The organism is Synechococcus sp. R50.1 (assembly GCF_047462115.1).
GTDB lineage: Bacteria > Cyanobacteriota > Cyanobacteriia > Thermostichales > Thermostichaceae > Thermostichus.
On record NZ_JANSIN010000004.1, the window covers coordinates 75,149 to 91,203 of the forward strand.

General features: G+C 59.3%; 15 protein-coding genes. 10 read left to right on the top strand and 5 right to left on the bottom strand.

The annotated features are described in order from the left end of the window. Window positions 1–254: 254 nt before the first annotated feature. Window positions 255–3,176, top strand: coding sequence for a PAS domain S-box protein (locus tag NW870_RS02235; protein ID WP_414373685.1), 2,922 nt, complete (start codon window positions 255–257; stop codon window positions 3,174–3,176). After that, window positions 3,173–4,183 (top strand): response regulator, encoded by a 1,011-nt coding sequence (locus tag NW870_RS02240; protein WP_414373688.1) that lies wholly within the window; start codon window positions 3,173–3,175, stop codon window positions 4,181–4,183. Before NW870_RS02235 ends, NW870_RS02240 begins: the two co-directional genes overlap by 4 nt. On the opposite strand, the gene NW870_RS02245 is transcribed toward NW870_RS02240, so the two are convergent. Then, window positions 4,184–5,362 carry a septal ring lytic transglycosylase RlpA family protein gene (locus NW870_RS02245; RefSeq protein ID WP_414373689.1) on the bottom strand — a complete coding sequence of 393 codons (1,179 nt, stop codon included), beginning with the start codon at window positions 5,360–5,362 and terminating at the stop codon, window positions 4,184–4,186. 144 nt (window positions 5,363–5,506) lie between these two features. On the opposite strand from NW870_RS02245, the gene purM reads away from it, so the two are divergent. The 5 genes from purM to NW870_RS02270 all read left to right on the top strand — a co-directional run bounded on the left by purM (window position 5,507) and on the right by NW870_RS02270 (window position 11,656). Continuing rightward, complete coding sequence (gene purM / locus NW870_RS02250; RefSeq protein WP_414373690.1) at window positions 5,507–6,571, top strand: phosphoribosylformylglycinamidine cyclo-ligase; 1,065 nt, start codon at window positions 5,507–5,509, stop codon at window positions 6,569–6,571. 215 nt (window positions 6,572–6,786) lie between these two features. Then, the gene (locus NW870_RS02255) at window positions 6,787–7,797 is read left to right on the top strand and encodes an ABC transporter ATP-binding protein (RefSeq protein ID WP_414343290.1); all 1,011 of its coding nucleotides are present in this window, start codon (window positions 6,787–6,789) and stop codon (window positions 7,795–7,797) included. Beyond that, on the top strand, window positions 7,794–8,579 hold the full coding sequence (locus NW870_RS02260) for an ABC transporter permease (RefSeq protein ID WP_414343288.1): 786 nt from the start codon (window positions 7,794–7,796) through the stop codon (window positions 8,577–8,579). Before NW870_RS02255 ends, NW870_RS02260 begins: the two co-directional genes overlap by 4 nt. A gap of 47 nt (window positions 8,580–8,626) precedes the next feature. Further along, window positions 8,627–10,186: a GldG family protein gene (locus NW870_RS02265; protein WP_414373692.1), complete on the top strand. Its 1,560-nt coding sequence runs from the start codon at window positions 8,627–8,629 to the stop codon at window positions 10,184–10,186. An 18-nt stretch (window positions 10,187–10,204) separates the two neighbouring features. Next, a complete protein-coding gene (locus NW870_RS02270) occupies window positions 10,205–11,656 on the top strand; it encodes a DUF4340 domain-containing protein (protein WP_414373694.1) in 1,452 nt (483 codons plus the stop codon). Between the two features lie 13 nt (window positions 11,657–11,669). Here NW870_RS02270 and NW870_RS02275 read toward each other — a convergent pair whose 3' ends face one another. The 4 genes from NW870_RS02275 to rpsF form a co-directional block, all read right to left on the bottom strand. After that, window positions 11,670–12,203 carry a universal stress protein gene (locus NW870_RS02275; protein WP_414373695.1) on the bottom strand — a complete coding sequence of 178 codons (534 nt, stop codon included), beginning with the start codon at window positions 12,201–12,203 and terminating at the stop codon, window positions 11,670–11,672. Window positions 12,204–12,415: 212 nt separating this feature from the next. Continuing rightward, window positions 12,416–13,120 (bottom strand): M14 family zinc carboxypeptidase, encoded by a 705-nt coding sequence (locus NW870_RS02280; RefSeq protein WP_414373697.1) that lies wholly within the window; start codon window positions 13,118–13,120, stop codon window positions 12,416–12,418. 27 nt (window positions 13,121–13,147) lie between these two features. Then, window positions 13,148–13,546 (bottom strand): single-stranded DNA-binding protein, encoded by a 399-nt coding sequence (locus NW870_RS02285; protein WP_414373698.1) that lies wholly within the window; start codon window positions 13,544–13,546, stop codon window positions 13,148–13,150. Between the two features lie 73 nt (window positions 13,547–13,619). After that, complete coding sequence (gene rpsF / locus NW870_RS02290) at window positions 13,620–13,910, bottom strand: 30S ribosomal protein S6 (protein ID WP_414373700.1); 291 nt, start codon at window positions 13,908–13,910, stop codon at window positions 13,620–13,622. 240 nt (window positions 13,911–14,150) lie between these two features. Here rpsF and NW870_RS02295 point away from each other — a divergent pair, with 240 nt between their 5' ends. From NW870_RS02295 to NW870_RS02305, 3 genes are read left to right on the top strand one after another with little or no spacing between them, the layout of a single operon-like run. Next, entirely contained in the window at window positions 14,151–14,396 is a 246-nt protein-coding gene (locus NW870_RS02295) for an acyl carrier protein (protein ID WP_041436540.1), read from the top strand. Window positions 14,397–14,441: 45 nt separating this feature from the next. After that, window positions 14,442–15,722, top strand: coding sequence for a beta-ketoacyl-ACP synthase II (gene fabF, locus NW870_RS02300; protein WP_414373703.1), 1,281 nt, complete (start codon window positions 14,442–14,444; stop codon window positions 15,720–15,722). 12 nt (window positions 15,723–15,734) lie between these two features. Further along, window positions 15,735–16,004 carry a hypothetical protein gene (locus tag NW870_RS02305; protein WP_414330100.1) on the top strand — a complete coding sequence of 90 codons (270 nt, stop codon included), beginning with the start codon at window positions 15,735–15,737 and terminating at the stop codon, window positions 16,002–16,004. Window positions 16,005–16,055: the final 51 nt, after the last annotated feature.

Here is a 16,055-nt window from a genome sequence, read left to right on the forward strand (position 1 = left end):
TGGGTGCAGAATGGGTGCGCCTGCTCCTTTTCCCTGTGGAGATCAGCCCAACCAGGCACCCCCGATCCGTCGTGATGGACTGGGTTGAGCCAGCTCCTCGGCCAGGTTTTCCCATGTCACCTCCCATTTCTCGCTCGCCAAGATCCGTTGTGCACGGTTTTGCTTTCCCGCGGACTGCTCCCAGGGAAGGGCAGTCCCTTCAAACCGAACTGGGTACAGCGCTGTACCCGCTGTTGCAATTACTGGGTCAACTGTTGAAGGTACCTTTGGTCTATCTAGAACTGGCCCAGCCGGGATCCGATCCCCACTCGCCTTCAAAAGGGATCCTCTACCGGGATCCGCAAGGGATCCCAGCCGGAGAACCTTTCAACCCCGATGTCGGCTCTGAGCAATGGCCTTTTCATGAGTCCTTTCTCTTGCAAACTGAGCAGGGGATCCGGTTGGCCGATCTGCACCTGCTCGACTGCCACCCTCGCCAACTGAGTTCCTTTGAACGGGAACAGATTGACCTCGTTGCCCTCAGCCTGAAGCACATTCTTCTCCAAGCCCAGGAGCATCGGCAAACCCTCGAGCAGCTCCAATCCCAACTGCAGGACAGCCGCAGCACTGCTGCCCGCTACCAGCAGATCTTCGAGAACGCCGTCGAAGGCATTTTTCAAACCACCCTAGAGGGCAAATATCTGGTTGCCAACCCGGCCTTGGCCCATATTTTCGGCTACGAATCCCCTGAGGATTTGATGCACAACGTCTCCGATATTGGCACCCAAATCTATAGCGATCCGGAGCAACGAGCCGAATTCATCCAGCGCATGCTGAGAGAAGGTCAAGTTGTGAATTTTGAACACCAAGTCTGCTGCAAAGATGGCAGGCTAATTTGGATTTCTTTAAATGCCCGTACCATCTACAACGACCAAGGGGATCCCCTCTATTTTGAAGGATTTGTTACCGACATCACAGCATCCCGTCAACTGAAAGAACGACAACAACAATTGGAAGAGGCCCGCCGAGAGAGCGAGCATCGTTTTCTGCAACTGGCAGAGAATACGCAGCAACTGTTTTGGATCACAACACTCTACAGCAAAGAGCTGATCTACGTCAGCCCAGCCTGTGAAGCCATTTGGGGCCTTTCCGCCGAAGAGGCCTACGCCAACCCCCAAGCCTGGATGCGCCAAATCCACCCCGACGATCGCTGGTTGTTCCCCACCATCCTCAAAGCCCAATCGGAGGGCAAATCCACCGATGTCGTCTTCCGCATTTATCGCACCGATGGCCGCCTGATTTGGCTGCGGGAACGCACTTTTCCCATCGCCGACAAAGAGGGCAAAATCTATCGGGTGGCAGGGATCGTCGAAGACATCACTGAGTCCAAGCAACTGGAAGCCGAACGGCGTCGTATAGAGCAAGCCTGGCAACAAAGCGCCAACCATTTTCGGCAGATTTTTGAGCTGGCCCCCAATGGAATTGCCCTTGTGGACTTGCAGGGGCGATTTATCCAGGTCAACGATGCCTTTGCCCAGATTGTCGGCTACACCCCCGAAGAATTGAAGCATCGGCAGCAACTGGACATTCTCCACCCCGAAGATGTCAACCCACTGCTGGGGGCCAATGAGGCTTTGTTGGCGGGGAAGGTCTCCGTCAGCCAGCGCCAGATTCGCTACACCCATCGTTCCGGTCAGGTTGTTCATGTGCTGTTTCAGGCCACCCTGCTCACCGACGAGGAAGGACAGCCCACCCAGTTTCTCAACCAGGTGATCGACATCAGCGCCCGCGTGGAGGCAGAAATTGCCCTCAAAGAAAGTGAAGAACGCTTCCGCCAATCCTTTGAATGGGCCCCCATTGCCAAGGCCATGACCCACCTGGATGGCACCTATTTGCAAATCAACGCCGCTTTTACCGAAACCCTGGGCTACACCCTGGAGGATCTCAAAGGGAAAACCGTCCTCGACATCACCCATCCCGACGACATCGCCACCACTCTGGAAAACAGCAACCGCCTGCTGGCCGGCCAGGTGCATCAGTGCGAACAGGAACAACGCTACATCCACAAGAACGGCCAAATAGTCTATGCCATTCTTCGCATCACCCTGGTGCGCACGGCCCAAGGGGATCCCAGCTACTTTCTGAGCCAGATTTTGGACATTACCGAGCGCAAGCAAGCTGAGGCAGCCCTTCGCCAAAGCGAGCTGAGTTTGCGGGGCATTTTCGAGCAGTCGGCCCTGGGCATTTCCATCGTCGATCACCAGGGCCATTACCTAAAAGTGAACCCTGCTCTGGAAGAGATCTTGGGCTACAGTGCCGCCGAACTAACCCGCATGAGCTTCTGCGACCTCACCCATCCAGAAGACATTCAGGAAGATTGGCGCCTTTTCCAGGAGGTTTTGAACGGCCAACGGGATCGCTACCATCTGGAAAAACGCTACATCCACCGCAGCGGAAAGGTGGTTTGGTGCCGCCTGGCGGTCTCTGCAGTCCGGGATCCCGAGGGCAAAAACCTCTTCATCATCGGCATTTGTGAAGACATTACCGAAGAAAAACGGGCAGAGCTGCAGATCCAGGCCGCCCTTCAGGAAAAAGAAGTTCTGCTGCGGGAGATTCACCACCGCGTCAAAAACAATCTGCAAATTATCTCCAGCCTGCTGCGGCTCCAAGCTGACCAGATCAAAAGCCGCAAGTACGCCCGCGTTTTTAAGGATGCCGGCAGCCGTATTCAAGCCATGTCTTTGATCCACGAAGGTCTGTACCAATCCAACAATCTGGCCGCTGTGGATCTCAAGCAGTACTTGCACAATTTGATCTCCAACCTCTTTCACTCCTACGGGGTGAACCCCGAGAGCATTCGCGCCAGCATCCGTGCCGAAGGGATCCGCCTCAACCTCGACGATGCAGTTTTGTGTGGCCTGATCATCAACGAGTTGGTGACCAACAGCCTCAAGTATGCCTTCCCGAAGGGCCGCAGTGGAGAGATAGAGGTTTGTTTCAGCCAAACCCGCAAATATACTCAGTTGCGAGTCTCCGACAATGGCATTGGCTTGCCCCCGAACTTTGACTTCAAGGAAACTCAATCTCTGGGTTTACAACTGGTTGCAACCCTCACCGATCAGCTACAGGGCAAGATACAATTGAGAAGCAAATCGGGTACTACTTTCATCATTACCTTTCCGAGGAGCGAGCCTTGAAGAGAGTTCCACCCCTTGTCAAAGGCAGTATTCTGGTCGTCGAGGACGAGAAGATCATCGCCAAGGACATTGCCAACGTTCTGAAAAAATTTGGCTACGCTGTGCCCGCCATTGCTTCTTCCGGGGAAGAAGCGATCCGAAGGCTGGAAGAGATGCCGGTGGACTTGGTCTTGATGGATATCGTCCTAAAAGGCGATATCGATGGCATAGAAGCCGCCAAGCGGATCACCGAGCGCTTCAACATTCCGGTGGTGCATCTGACGGCCTACGCCGACGAAGACACCCTCTCCCGCGTCAAAGAGACCCAACCCTTTGGCTACATCATCAAACCCTTCAAAGAGCGGGAACTCTACACCACCATTGAAATTGCCCTGCACAACCACCGCCAGAGCCTTGAGAACCGCAAGCTGGAAGAGAAAAGAATCGAGGAGCTGCGGCAAAAACTGCAGCAGTTGCAGCAGTTCACGGACGTGAAGGGCACTCTGTTCAAGAAATTCTTGCAGGATCTGAGCGAGCCCCTCTCGAACCTCAGCTTTGCCTTGGGGCTGCTCAAAGATGCCGAGTCGGAGCAGAAGCGGGAACACTACCTGCAGGTGCTGGAGGATGAATTTCGCCGTGAGCTGGAGCTGATCCACCAGACCTCTAACCTGGAAAATCTCCTGAACCTGGAAAATGTCGGCCTGTTGAGCCAGTTCAGCCTGCTGCGTCCCCAGGAGCCCAGCCCTGGTCACCGGTTGGAGCAGGAAGCACCCACCCCTGCAACCACGCCCTCCCAGGAGTCGGCAGGCTCTGCCCCCGCACCCAGCCCCACTGCCGCCACAGCGCCACGGGCACCGCTGCGCCCCCTTAACCAGACTCAGTTGGCGGAACGGTTGGGGGTGGTGGTTTCCGCCATTACCTACTGGAAATTCAAAACCGGGTTTCCAGAGTGGAGCCGCAGCCGGGATCCCGACGGCATTTCTTGGCGCTATTCCCCCGATTCCAAGCGCTTTTCGCCCGTGCCCTAGCTAGCGTTGCAGCACTTCCACCCGCACAGGTGCCAGCCCCGAGCGCACCATCCCCAACACCTCTGCCGCCCGCAGGGAGAGGTCGATGATCCGACCGGGGATAAAAGGGCCGCGATCGTTGATGCGCACGACAGCCTGGCGTCCGTTTTTCAGGTTGGTCACCCGTACCTCGGTGCCAAAGGGCAGGGTGGGGTGGGCAGCCGTCATCTCATGGCGGGTTGGGTGCAGGTCATACCAAGAAGCAATGCCCTCTTGCACAGGCCCAACCACGCGGACAGGGGCGGGTTCCTGTTGAGGGGCTGTTTTCGGCTTGGAACCTGCAACAGCGGCTTTGGCGGTCAGAGCAGCCGGTTGAGGCAGGGCCGGAGCTGAAATGGGCGGGGCATCGAGCAGCAGACGGCGCAGACGATTGGCAGCCAAAACAGCCACATCCACCGGGCGCTGGTTGTCGATCAACAGCACTCCATCGTCGATGCGCAGCAATTCCTTGTTGTTGACCTGAATGGTGTAGAGAGGAACACCCAAGCCTTGTTCGGCCAATTCCAAACCTGCCCAACCTAGGGTGATGGTGGTGTCTTTCAGGGATCCCTGGGCCATTTGGTTGAGCTGGGCCACAAGGGTGCTGGCCCGCATCAGCGGTGGTTCTAGCCCAGGGTGCTCGACAAAACTGACAATGGGCAGATCCCGCACATAGACAGTAACCACCTGTTGCCCGTCCATCTGATAGTCGTAGAGGGTGGAGATGGGCTGGTTGGTGTGCTGCTGTTGTTCGCCGATCTTGAGAATGGGTTCTTCTGCTCGACGGGGCAGGATCGCCTGGCGAGATCGGTTCAAGGGATGATCCAAGTTCAGGGTACCCAGTTTGGCAGGGGCAAGACCCTCGTGGCCGGAGATAGGGGTTTGGGGGGTTCTCGGCAGCGTTCTGACTGGGGCTGCGGCAGCAGTGGCGGGTTGGGAAGGGGGAACGAGGTCGGTGGCCGGGGAGGGCAATTGGGAGTCAGATGACAGCTCCGCTGCTCGGGTGCTCAGGGATCCGGTTCGCGTTGAGGCTTGTGCTCGCGAAGTCAAGCTGCCCAACATGCCTGCCGGCAAGCCCAAAGCCGTGACACAGAGACAACTGACCAAGCCCATTTTGCGGGCGGGATCCAGTCCCTGTCCAAGCTGTTTCCAATTTCGCATGAGGCCGCGCTCCTCTCCAATCTCGTACAACTTCCAGTGCGACGGTTAAAACAGAAGTTAATGTACCATAGGTTTCTGAGTTGACCCGTTTGTACGGTCGGACACAGGAGCTCAAGTCTTGATAGCATAAGGGGTTTTGGCATTTTGGACTACCGCTCAGCAGGGGTTGACATCGATCTGGGCCACGCCTTTGTCAGGGGGATCCGCGAGCGCGTTGAACGGATTCAAATTCCGTCCTCAGGTTCTTCAGGAACCTTGGGCGGCATCGGCGGCTTTGCCGGTCTGTTTGAGCTGCCGACGGGGTATCAAGCGCCGGTGTTGGTGGCGGGCACCGATGGGGTGGGGACAAAGCTGGACATTGCCCAGCAGTGGGGTCAGCACCGGGGGGTAGGTGTTGATCTGGTGGCGATGTGCGTCAACGACGTGCTGACGGTGGGGGCCCGGCCGCTGTTTTTCTTGGACTATGTGGCCACTGGCAAGCTGGAGCCAGAAGCCCTGTGGCAGGTGATCGATGGCATCTTGGCGGGCTGCCAGGAAGCGGGCTGCCAACTGCTGGGCGGGGAAACGGCGGAGATGCCGGGGTTTTATCCCCCTGGGAAGTACGACCTGGCCGGGTTTTGTGTGGGAATTGTGGAAAAAACGGCCATTCTGGATGGGTCGCGGGTACAGCTTGGGGATCGGTTGTTGGCTTTGCCCAGCAGCGGCCTACACAGCAACGGCTACAGCTTGGTGCGGCGGATTGTGGCCGACCGGGGTTGGCGCTGGGATCACCGGCCTCCCGGCTGGGATCGGCCTTTGGCGGAAGTATTCCTCACCCCCACCCGCATCTACGTGCAGGCGGTGCAGCGGCTGCAGGCAGCAGGGATCGCCATCCACGGCATGGCCCACATCACCGGCGGCGGGATCCCGGAAAATTTGCCCCGCTGTTTGGCCCCGAACCAGGCGGCGCGGCTGCAGCCCCATAGCTGGCCCATCCCACAGGAGTTTCTCTGGCTCCAAGAACAGGGCCAGGTGGAGACCTTGGAGATGTTCCGCACCTTCAACCTGGGGGTGGGCTATGTGCTGGTGATCCCCCCTGAGGCGGAAAACCAGGTGAGATCCCTGCTCCCCGAAGCCTTCCCCATTGGGGAGGTGGTGGCGGCCTGTCCAGGGGAGAGCCGGGTTCTGGGACTGGAACAGTGGGGATCCCTCACAAGCCCTGCCGACTAGCCAACCGATGGATCCCCACCAAAAGGGGGAAAGGGATCCCAGTTCCCTCGACTCATCCTCGCCGTCGCTATGCTAAGTTGGCATGTGGCCTCAGCGCTGTTGCCCGCCTTCTTGCCCGAGCCTGCTTCCCGACATTTGTCCTCTTTGGGAATAGGGGTAACTCGGCCTTGGACCGTTTGCTAATCGCTGCTGACCCTCTAGGTTAGGAGTTGCTGATGACAGGTTTACCCACTGCTCGTGCAACCGCGGGTGCCATCGAAGTTGAGCATCTGAGCAAAACCTACGGCAGCTTCACTGCCATCCGCGATGTTTCCTTCCAAGTGAACGCCGGCGAGATCATGGGTTTTTTGGGGCCGAATGGGGCTGGCAAGACCACTTCCATGCGCATTTTGGCGGGGTATCTGCCTGCCAGCGAGGGGACGGCGCGGGTGGCCGGGTTTGATGTTCACGAAAACTCGATGGCGGTGCGGCAGCGCATTGGCTATCTGCCGGAAAACCCACCCCTCTACCCCGACATGACGGTGGAGGCGTACCTGCACTTTGTGGCCCAGATCAAGCGGGTCAGCGCTGGCGATCGGCCCAGGCGGGTGGACGAGGCGATCCGGCGGTGCAGCCTGGAAGAAAAGCGCCACACCCTCATCCGCAAGCTCTCCAAGGGGTTTAAGCAGCGGGTGGGCATCGCCCAAGCTCTGGTTCACGACCCGCCGGTGATCATCCTGGATGAGCCCACCATTGGGCTGGATCCCAAGCAGATTATCGAGGTGCGCAAGCTCATCAAGAGCCTGGCGGGGGAGCACACCATCATCCTCTCCACCCACATCCTGCCCGAGGTGAGCATGACCTGCGACCGAGTGGTGATCATCAACCGCGGCCAGGTGGCGGCCATTGGCACGCCTGCCGAGCTGACAGCCCAGCTCCAGGATCGGCAGCAGGCAAAGCTGGTGGTGGGGGCAACCGAGGCAATGGCCATCCGGACGGCCCTGCAGCCTTTGCCCCAAGTGGAGGTGGTGAGCCTACAGCCCTTGGCGGCGGATCCCTCCCGCTGGCAGGTGCAGCTCAAGAGCAACGCTGCCGCGGACGGCTGGATCCCGGAGGTGGCCAGGGTGCTGGTGCAGGCAGGGATCGACCTCTACGAGATAGGCCGCCCGCAGGCTTCTTTGGAAGAGATTTTCCTGCAGCTCACTACGCAAGAGGGATCTGAGGGCGCATTGGAGGAAGCGGCATGAACGGAGTGGTTGCCATTTTTCGCAAAGAGCTGCGCGGCTACTTCACCTCCCCCATTGCCTATGTGGTGGCCGCGGTGTTTTGGGGACTGGCGGGGTTTTTCTTCTTTAATATTCTGGTGCGGGTGATCAGCTTTTCTCAGCAGGTGGATCTTTTCGCCCAGTTCGGCCAGGAGAACCCTTTTGACGCCGCCACCATCCTGTCGCAGCAGTTTCTCAACCTCTTGGGCACTCTTTCTCTCTTCTTATTGCCCATCTTCACCATGAGTTCCTATGCCGAGGAGCGGCGGCGAGGCACGATGGAGCTGCTGGCTACTTCTCCCATCACCAACTTGGAGGTGGCCCTGGGCAAATGGTTGGCGGTCTGGGTGTTTTTCATCACGCTGCTGCTGCCGCCGCTGGTCTACCATGTGCTGGTGCTGAGCAGCGCCAACCCGGCAGTGGACTACCGCCTGACCCTGATGGGTTATGTGGGCCTAACCCTGCTGGCGGGTAGCGTTATGGCTTTGGGGTTGTTTATCTCTTCTCTGACAGACAGCACCCTCATCGCAGCAGTGGCCACCTTTGGCTTGATTTTGTTGCTCTGGGTGATCGACGCGGCAGCCGGCCAGGAGGAGAACTGGATTGCCGCGACGCTGCGGCATGTGTCTTTGCTGCAGCAATATAGCAACTGGGTGCAAGGGATCCTCAGCAGCAGCAGCCTCATTCTTTTCTTGAGCATCATCGTCCTGGGGCTGTTTGCCACGGTGCAATCGGTGGAAAGCCTGCGCTGGCAACAGAGCTAGGGTCAGATGGGAGGAGTGTGGTGTTTGCGGCAGCGGTGCGGAGCATTATGAAGGACTGGCGCGCGTTATTGGACTGGACAGGGATCCTGGGCATTGGCGTCATCGCCATTGGCCTGGTGGTGGGATCCGCCTTTACCGGTTGGACGGCTGTGCCCCTGAGCATGCTGGCAACAGGTTTGGCCCTGCTGGTGGTTTGGGGCATCACCCACCGGCAGGAGGTGGGGGTCTTCCTCGGTCTGCGTTCCACCCAGACCAACGCCAACATCCTGGTGGCGGTGGCGGCGATGGCCGTCATTCTGGTGCTGGTGAATGTGGTGGCGGTGCGCTACGACCTGCGGCTGGATCTCACTGAGGAGGGTCTGTTTACCCTGTCGCCCCAAACCCGGCAATTGGTGCAGGGATTGGCGCAGCCGGTCAAAGTTTGGGTGGTCACCACTGCGCCGGATCCCAATCTGCGGGAACAACTGGAGCGCTATCGCCGCCTTAACCCCAACCGCTTTCAGTTTGAGTTTGTGGATCCCAATCGGGATCCCTTGACCATTCAACGGCTGCAGGTGACGCAAAACAACACCCTGGTGGTGGAGGCCGGAGAAAGCCGACAACAACTGCCCCAGCCCCCTGCTCCTGACCTGGAGAGCAGACTGACCCCTGTCTTGTCCAAAGTGGTCAACCGAGGGGAGTTAGTGGCCTATTTCGTGCAAGGGCATGGGGAAGTGGGGCTGCAAGCGAGGGAAGGCGCCCCAACTCTGGCTCAGGCGGCGGCAGCCCTGGGCCAGGAAGGCTATCGGGTAGAGCCCCTCAACTTGGTGCAAGCGGAGATCCCAGAGGATGCGAATGTCCTGGTGCTGGCGGGGCCACAGCGGGCTTTGTTCCCCGGCGAGGTGGAGAAACTGCAGGATTACCTGGCCGAGGGAGGACGGCTGCTGTTGTTGATTGGGCCACGGGTGGATGCCGGCCTGGATCCCTTGCTGGAAGAGTGGGGCGTGGTCTTGGGGGATGACATCATCCTGGAGGCGAGCAGCATCAGCCAGCTTCTGGAGACAGGGCCAGCCGTAGCTTTGGTTACTGACTACGGGGATCACCCCATTACCGCCCCCTTGGCCGCCCAGCGGCTGATGACCCTCTTTCCCTTAGCTCGTTCGGTAGAAACCCAAGCTCGGGAAGGGATCCAAGCCACGCCCTTGCTGCGCACCGGCCCGCAAAGTTGGGGGGAGACCAGTCCTGAGCTGGAACGTGGCCCCTTGCAATTCGATCCGGATCAGGACAAGCCCGGCCCCCTCACCTTGGGTGTTGCTTTAACCCGCCGTTTGGACGCCGACCAGGCCGACACAGGATCCCCGCAGGAGGCCCGCCTGGTGGTGATCGGCAATGTCAACTTCGCCCTCAACGGCAACTTGCGGCAGCAGGGCAACCGGGATCTCTTCTTGAACACCCTCAACTGGCTGACTGAGCAAACGGAGCAGATCTCCATCCGCCCCAAATCCATCACGGATCGCCGCCTCACCCTGACCGGTCAAACCTTCCGCTGGCTGGTGCTGGGATCGACGGTGCTTTTGCCCTTGGCGGCCCTGGGATCCGGAGCTGCCCTGTGGTGGCAAAGACGGTAGAGCTGGAGGAAAGCAGGCATGTTCAAGCGAACCACCTGGATTCTTTTGGGTTTGGCGGTGGCCTGTCTGCTGGGCTACTTCCTCTTGGACAACATCCAGCAACTGCGCCAGGAGCAACAGGCGGAGCGAGCGCGGCTGTTCCATTTTGCCACCGATACCATTGCCCGCATTGAAATCCGCCAACAGAAAGAGGGGGAACCCGTTCGCGGCAGCGGTGCGGAGCACTTGGAAATCCTTTTGGAGCGCACTCCGGAAGAAGAGGGATCCCGCTGGCGGATTGTCAGTCCCATTCAGTCAGCGGCGCTGGACTTCCCCATTGAGCAGTTGCTCAACACCTTCTCCCGCCTCACCCCCCAAATCACTCTGGAGGGGGTCACTGACCTGGCCGCTTTTGGCCTGGATCAGCCGCGACACCAAATCGCCCTTTTCCCCAAAGAAGGGGATCCCTACCGCCTGGCCATCGGCAACGACAACTTCGACGGCTCTGGCTTCTACGCCCAGCCCGAAGGGGGACAGGTGGTGCTTCTAAGCAGTGCCCAGAAGGGATCCCTGTTGCCCTCCCTACTGGCTTTGCGGGACAAGACTTTGCTTCAGTTTGATACAGCCGAGGTGAAAGCCCTGCAAGTGCAGTTGGCAGAGGCGGAGCCGGAAGTTGTTCGCCTGCAGCGACAAGACAATACTTGGCAGATTGTCGAGCCCAGAGAGCTGCCTGCCGATGAGATCAACGTCAACCGCTTGCTCAATACTCTGGCCCGCCTGCAGGCCGTGGAGTTCCCCGCCGAGACCCAGACGGATCTAGCCCCCTATGGCTTGGAGCAGCCTTCCGCCCGGCTGACGGTAGAGCTGGAGGAGGGCAAAACCCTGAAGGTCGCTTTGGGATCGGAGAAAGATGGCCAGGTGTACGTCATCACCTCTGAGCACCCGGCAGTAGCCACCTTGCTCACCTCCACCGCCGATATTCTCCGCTCCGACTTGGAAGAGCTGCGGGATCACCGCATTGCCCGCCTCAACGCCAACCAAGTGGGCCAAGTCACCTTAGAATCCCAAGGGGAAAAGGTCACCCTCACCCCTCGGCCTTCAGAGAAGGGATCCTTGGAGCTGCGCTGGGAAAACCCGGAGCGACCGGGCCAGCCTGTGGATCTCGGCTCTCTGTTCTCCAGCCTGAATGCTGCCCGCGCCAAGGAGTTTGTGGAACAGGCCGACGCGGAAGCCCAAAGGGTGTTGTCTGAGCCCGACCTACGGCTGACCTTTGAGCCCAAGCCTGACGCCGAGCAGGATCCCTTAACCCTGACCTTGGCCGCCTCTGGCTTGCAGGCCTATGTACAAAGCAGCCGCCAGCCGGACATTGCCGTGATCGAGCTGAGCACCTTCAACAGCCTGGAAACCGAAGTGAATCGCCTCTTGGAGGGCCAGCCGGAGAGCAAGGACTCTGCCCCGCTCACGCGACCAGATCCCACTCCCTCGCCCTAGAGTCCCTAGAGCCTTAGCCAGCAGGGGTAGCTGTCTTCTCTTCCGCAGTTTGGGCTTCTTTTTTCAGGGCTTCCCCTTGTATCGTCAGCACCGAGCAGGGGGCGCGGTGGAGCACGTAGTTGCTGACGCTGCCCAGAAACAGCTCGCTCAGGCCGGAGTGGCCGCGGCGGCCCACCACCACCAAGTCCGCATCCCAAGAGCGGGCCAGATCGCAGATGACTCGACCGGGGTTGCCGTAGTTGAGGCTGTACTCAGCACGGATCCCGTGCTCAGCCGCTTTCTCCACCAGCGAGCGCAGGTAGTCGATCTGGTTTTGCTCGAAGATGGCGCATTGCTCCCGATAGGACTGCCACAGCTCGGCGCTGATGGTGGAGCTGTAATCTACCCCCAGGATCATCGGCGGCTCTGGGGCGCCCGGCTCTTCCTGAGACAGAACATGGAGAATCATCATCTGGGCCTGCATGGCCTTGGCCACTTGGACGGCCTTTTGAAATACTCCCTGGCTCAGCTCCGACCGATCCACTGCCACCAAAATCCTGCTGAACATATCGGCTTCCTCCAGATGGCTAACAGAGGGACACAAGACAGAAGCAGCTTAACTTTGACTCATTCGACCCATCTTCCTTCGACTCAAAGTTCCTTTCTTCTTTGCCCTCATTCGTACCTATCTGTGTTGTAGAAGATTTGGGCGAGAAAACCCCCGAACATCTTGAATGAACCACCAGATTGGCAACGAAAGTTCAGAGATCTTGACACCGGTCAGAAGGCATCGCCCTGGGCCGCCCACTCCAACACCGCCTGCAGCGCCTCGGCCTGCTCTTGCCAGACTTGATCGAGGGGAGTGCCCCGCAGGATTTCCAGCGTTAGGGTTGGGATGTGCCGTTCCTGCCCCGCCCAAGTGCCCAGAGAACCGGGGGTGGGATAGCCAATGTCGGCGGCGACGGGCAAGCCGTTGCGAGCAGCCATCACCTGGGCCAGCTCAAGGGCAGGGCCGTTGTAGTTCACGCAGGGGTGCGCCTGGCAGGAGTGGGCAGAAAGGATAAACTGGGGCTGAATCCGGGCCAAACTCGTCAACAACACTTGCGTTTCGGGCTCGGAGCCTGGGGCCGATCCGGGCGGATAACGAGCTTCCAGAGAGGCCGGGATCCAATCTTGGGTGGGCAGATTGCGGTTGAGATCGACGCCGTTGGCATTGAGCCGTTGCCCCAAGGCACAGCCATCCGGGTTCAGGCGTGGGATCGCCCACAAGGTCGCCTTCCCGGCCAAGGATCCCCATTTCCCAGAAGCCACATAGCGCTCGATCAGGGCATAGCCCTCCACCTCATCCCCGTGTACCCCGCCGAGCAGCAGCAAGGAGCGGATCCCTTGGGTGAGCTGCCAAAGGTGAATGGGACGCCCCTGCACCGAGTAGCCGATGACCCGCAGGGATCCCAAAGGTTCACCCGCAGCAAGTTCCTGAGACATGGGGGATCCCGGCAAGTCTCGCAACCGTTAGAACGGGAGATCGTCCGGCTCCGGTGGGGAAACCACATCCCCCTCAGAGGATTCCACAATCGCCGGTTCGCCCATCCCCGTCAGGGAGAGAACGCGAGCGGATCCCAGTTGATGGACACGGCGCGCGGTGATCTCGGCCAGCTTTTCCTTGCGCCCATCTCGCTCCACCACATTCATGTGCAGTTGGCCCTCCACCGTGATCTGGTCGCCCACATGGCAGGTGTCCACCACCCTTTTGGCCAGTTCTCCAAAAGAGGAAACGCGCACGCGATAGGGCGGCTCATCCGGGCGCAGGCTGGGAAAGCCAATCACCAAGGATGTAACAGCCAAGTTATCGGGGGTGTAGCGCAGCTCCGGCTCAGACAGAACCTCGCCCATCAACACAATCGAGTTCATAACAGAGCCATCCAGGGATAAGGGGCAGCTCAGCGCACTTCCATCATGCCCGCAGGCCAGGATGCCGTCAAACCTAGCCGACGCGGAGAGTCATGTGGCGCAGCACACTCTCGTTGATGCGCAGGTTTTTCTCCCAGGCAGCCACCGCACTGGGTTCGGCTTCGTAGTTGAACTGGATGTACAGACCCTCCTTGAACTTTTTCATCTCAAACCCGGCAAAGCGGCGCTTGCCCCTATTGGTAATCTCCACGTGGGTTACTCCGTTCTCTCGCAGGATTGCCTCCTGACTGCTGAGCAGTTGTTCGAGGGGTTCATCTGACACATCAGGACGCACAATCAGCATCGTTTCGTAAGCGCGGGGCATGGAAGCGAGTTCTCCTTGAGGATCCAGTTGTAGAGATGCAGTAGACTATACTAGCTTTTCTTTCCTGCAACCGAAAAGGCCGCGGCTCAATCCCCACACCTCCATACTCTGGCCGCAGCAGCCAATGCAGGTGAGGCTGCTCACAAGAGGGGATCCATTGTCCGATACAATAGGGATTGCTTCATTGGCCGCTGGTTGGCCCGGCCAAGACACGCTGAATCGAGAGTTGGGATTCCAAGCATGAGCGCAGACGAAGTTTACAGCCGTGTTCGTAAGATCGTGTCCGATCAACTGGGCGTGGAAGATGACAAAGTGACCCCAGAAGCCAATTTCCAGAACGACCTGGGGGCCGACAGCCTTGATACGGTGGAGCTGGTCATGGCTTTTGAAGAGGAATTCGATCTGGAGATCCCCGATGAAGATGCAGAGGGGATCGCCACCGTGCAAGACGCTGTTAACTACATCCTCTCGAAGAAAGCTGCCTAGTCTGCCCCCAGTTCTGACTCTATACCCCCGGGCTAACACCGGACGATGGCTACCACAGATCCCGCCACTGCTTACAGACCAACCCGCCGCGTTGTGATTACGGGCCTGGGTGCGGTCACCCCTATCGGCAACTCTCCTGCCGAGTTTTGGCAGAGCTTGCTGGCAGGGCGCTCCGGCATTGGGCCGATTACCCATTTCGATGCCTCCCGCCACGACTGCCGTATTGCCGGAGAGGTGAAGGGATTTGATCCCCTCGACTATTTGGATCGCAAGGATGTCAAGCGCACCGACCGCTTTGTGCATCTGGCGATGGCGGCCACCCGGCAAGCCTTGGAGGACGCCGACTTTCACATCACCGATCTCAACGCCGAGCAAGTGGGGGTGATCTTGGGCACCGGCATCGGCGGCATCCGCGTCTTGGAAGAGCAGCAGACCATCTATCTGCAGAAAGGGCCGGATCGCTGTAGCCCCTTCATGGTGCCCATGATGATCGCCAATATGGCTGCGGGTCACCTGGCCATTCATTTTGGCGCCAAAGGCCCCAATTCCTGCACAGTTACGGCCTGTGCCTCTGGCTCCAACGCCATTGGCGATGCCTTTCGGCTCATCCAGAGGGGAGAGGTGCAAGTGGCGATCACCGGTGGCACGGAAGCGGCGGTTACCCCTTTGTCCATGGCGGGGTTCAGTGCCATGAAGGCCCTTTCCACCCGCAACGACGCCCCGGAGCAAGCCTGTAGGCCCTTCGATCGGGATCGGGACGGCTTTGTCATGGGGGAAGGAGCCGGGATCCTGCTGCTGGAGGAGTTGGAGCACGCCCGCGCCCGCGGGGCCAAGATCTATGCGGAGATAGTCGGCTATGGCCTCACCTGCGATGCCCACCACATGACCAACCCTGCCCCCGGCGGCGAGGGAGCGGCCCGGGCGATGCGGCTGGCCCTCAAGGATGCCGGGCTTCAGCCTGGGGATGTGCAACACATCAATGCCCATGCCACCAGCACCCCTCTAGGGGATATCGCCGAGGTCCAGGCCATCAAGTCGGTCTTTGGCGAGCATGCCCCCCGTTTGGCCATCAGCGCCACCAAGTCCATGACCGGCCACCTGTTGGGGGGAGCGGGCGGCATTGCCACGGTGGCCACAGCTTTGGCCATCCACCACGGCTGGGTTCCTCCCACTCTCAACTTGGACAACCCCGATCCCGAGTGCGAAGGGCTGGATTTTGTCCCCCACAAGGGGCGGCAGATGGCCGTTGAGGCCGCTTTGGTGAATGCCTTTGGGTTTGGTGGGCACAACGTCACGCTGGCCTTGCGCCGCTACTCTCCCGCTTGAAGGGCTTGGCCTATGTCTTCTCCCGAAAGTTCGTCGCCCTCAGTTCGCCAACAGGCCTTGGCCGCTTTGACAGCGGAGCTGGCGCAGCAAGGCCACCCGCCCGAATATGCCCAGCACATGGCAGCGGCGGTTATTTTTCAAGCGGACTTGGATCTGTGTGCAGCTCAATTGGCGCGGGTGCTCAGTTGGCTGAAGCAAAACCATCCTCAGCTCTATCCAGAGGCGGTGCAATTGGTGGACGCCACCCGCGAAGAGTTCGAGCGTCGCGTTCAAAATGGATAGACAAGCCATCTGCTGTGATCTGAAGCAGGGATCCGGCAGTTGGGTTGCGGT

What these genes read in the sequence shown, in the direction of transcription:
- rpsF (WP_414373700.1), bottom strand. Translation starts at nt 13,910, where the DNA reads ATGCCCCGCGCTTACGAAACGATGCTGATTGTGCGTCCTGATGTGTCA.
- NW870_RS02275 (WP_414373695.1), bottom strand. Translation starts at nt 12,203, where the DNA reads ATGTTCAGCAGGATTTTGGTGGCAGTGGATCGGTCGGAGCTGAGCCAG.
- NW870_RS02305 (WP_414330100.1), top strand. Translation starts at nt 15,735, where the DNA reads ATGTCTTCTCCCGAAAGTTCGTCGCCCTCAGTTCGCCAACAGGCCTTG.
- NW870_RS02255 (WP_414343290.1), top strand. Translation starts at nt 6,787, where the DNA reads ATGACAGGTTTACCCACTGCTCGTGCAACCGCGGGTGCCATCGAAGTT.
- NW870_RS02280 (WP_414373697.1), bottom strand. Translation starts at nt 13,120, where the DNA reads ATGTCTCAGGAACTTGCTGCGGGTGAACCTTTGGGATCCCTGCGGGTC.
- NW870_RS02285 (WP_414373698.1), bottom strand. Translation starts at nt 13,546, where the DNA reads ATGAACTCGATTGTGTTGATGGGCGAGGTTCTGTCTGAGCCGGAGCTG.
- NW870_RS02245 (WP_414373689.1), bottom strand. Translation starts at nt 5,362, where the DNA reads ATGCGAAATTGGAAACAGCTTGGACAGGGACTGGATCCCGCCCGCAAA.
- NW870_RS02295 (WP_041436540.1), top strand. Translation starts at nt 14,151, where the DNA reads ATGAGCGCAGACGAAGTTTACAGCCGTGTTCGTAAGATCGTGTCCGAT.
- fabF (WP_414373703.1), top strand. Translation starts at nt 14,442, where the DNA reads ATGGCTACCACAGATCCCGCCACTGCTTACAGACCAACCCGCCGCGTT.
- NW870_RS02265 (WP_414373692.1), top strand. Translation starts at nt 8,627, where the DNA reads ATGAAGGACTGGCGCGCGTTATTGGACTGGACAGGGATCCTGGGCATT.
- NW870_RS02260 (WP_414343288.1), top strand. Translation starts at nt 7,794, where the DNA reads ATGAACGGAGTGGTTGCCATTTTTCGCAAAGAGCTGCGCGGCTACTTC.
- NW870_RS02270 (WP_414373694.1), top strand. Translation starts at nt 10,205, where the DNA reads ATGTTCAAGCGAACCACCTGGATTCTTTTGGGTTTGGCGGTGGCCTGT.